The sequence below is a fragment of the Mycobacterium sp. NGS69 genome, assembly GCF_059812165.1.
In genome coordinates this window covers 1-1252 of the sequence record NZ_JCALCD010000024.1, presented here as the reverse complement: position 1 = coordinate 1252, position 1252 = coordinate 1, and the positions used below count along the sequence as shown (strand labels likewise).

2 protein-coding genes are annotated in these 1252 nt (G+C 69.0%); both read right to left on the bottom strand.

Annotation, left to right across the window (positions count from 1 at the left end):
- Positions 1–18: 18 nt before the first annotated feature.
- Positions 19–345 (bottom strand): hypothetical protein, encoded by a 327-nt coding sequence (locus AC5Y2S_RS28915; protein WP_499960050.1) that lies wholly within the window; start codon positions 343–345, stop codon positions 19–21.
- A gap of 531 nt (positions 346–876) precedes the next feature.
- Positions 877–1252 (bottom strand): PPE family protein, SVP subgroup (locus AC5Y2S_RS28910; RefSeq protein ID WP_499960049.1); only part of this gene is annotated, 376 nt, incomplete at its 5' end.

Sequence of the window (1252 nt, the reverse complement as noted above, 5' to 3'; positions counted from 1 at the left end):
CCCGATACTCCCTGTCTCTCAGCCGGCTGCTGGAGAAGTCGGTATCACGCCGGTAGTCCGCGGCAAGTCGAAGCGAGGTTCCGCCTCGCCCTGCCACTCGCTCCATTCGGCCCATTCGTTCCACTCGTCCATGCCCTCTGCGGTGGCCTCGGGGTTTTGCCCGTCGGTCCCCGTGTTGCCGGCATCGGCGCCCTCTTCCGGCTCCGGTGCCCAATGGTCATAGTCATCCGGCGGCACGGCTACGCCCCACTTCAGTGGAACCGATAGGCCGCCGAGCATGCCGGACTCACCACGCTTCGCCGCTACCGCATCGTCCGGCAGCGGCGAACCAAGAGGCAATAGCATGCTGCCCCCTTCCACAGCCGTCTCCGTACATTCCTCACCCGGTGGTGAACAAACCATCGCCGAGTACTTCGCATCGTAAGTCAATCCGACGCACAATGCCCGAGTTTCTTGGATTTCGCTCCCTTTAGAACAGGTGCGCGAAGATCGGCGAACCGGTGGCCGGATCCCGGCCGGCGCGGCCGGCGGCAGCGCGCCCCGCCCGTCGCCCCGGAAGTCGTTGCCACACAACATCTTTTCGGGGCGGGCCGCGGTGCCGGGGGCACCGGCTCGCACGCCCGGACGCCGGACGCGCGGTTTCGGGGTTGGAATCGACCGCGGGTATGGCATCCGACAAGGGATTGACGCCCTAACGGCGGATCCCAAAATCGCGGTCGGAACGCATTCGGGCGAGCTTTTAAGAGTGCCGCGACGACCAAAAACGGTTCACCGGCCAGTCAACATGCCGAAGGCGCGGGCAACACCCATTTCCCCCAGGTGTCACCCGCGCCCTTGGTGGCTGATTAGGACCAGCTAGACGCGTATTCCGACGGCCTATCCGACGCCGGTACGCGGTACCACGCTGGGCCGCTGCTGGATGACGTGCGTCGGGCTGGCCCCGCCGCGGCCCATCATCCCGCCGGGCATGCCCGCGCCGGCACCCATGCCGCCGCCCATCGGCATCGGCATCATCGGCATGCCGCCGCCCATCGGCGCACCCGCCGCCGCGGCGGCCGCACCGGGCATCTCGCTGCCCAGGCCCGACATCGCGGCGCTGACCATCCGCGAGGGGGCCGACCCCTGCCAGTTCGGGGGCACCGACATCGCCCCGACCAGCCGGGCCTTGCCCAGGCCGGCCTCGGCGCCACCCAGGCCGCCGATCCCGCCGAGCCCCTTGCCCATGCCCGCCGGAGCGGCGCTGCTGACAAAC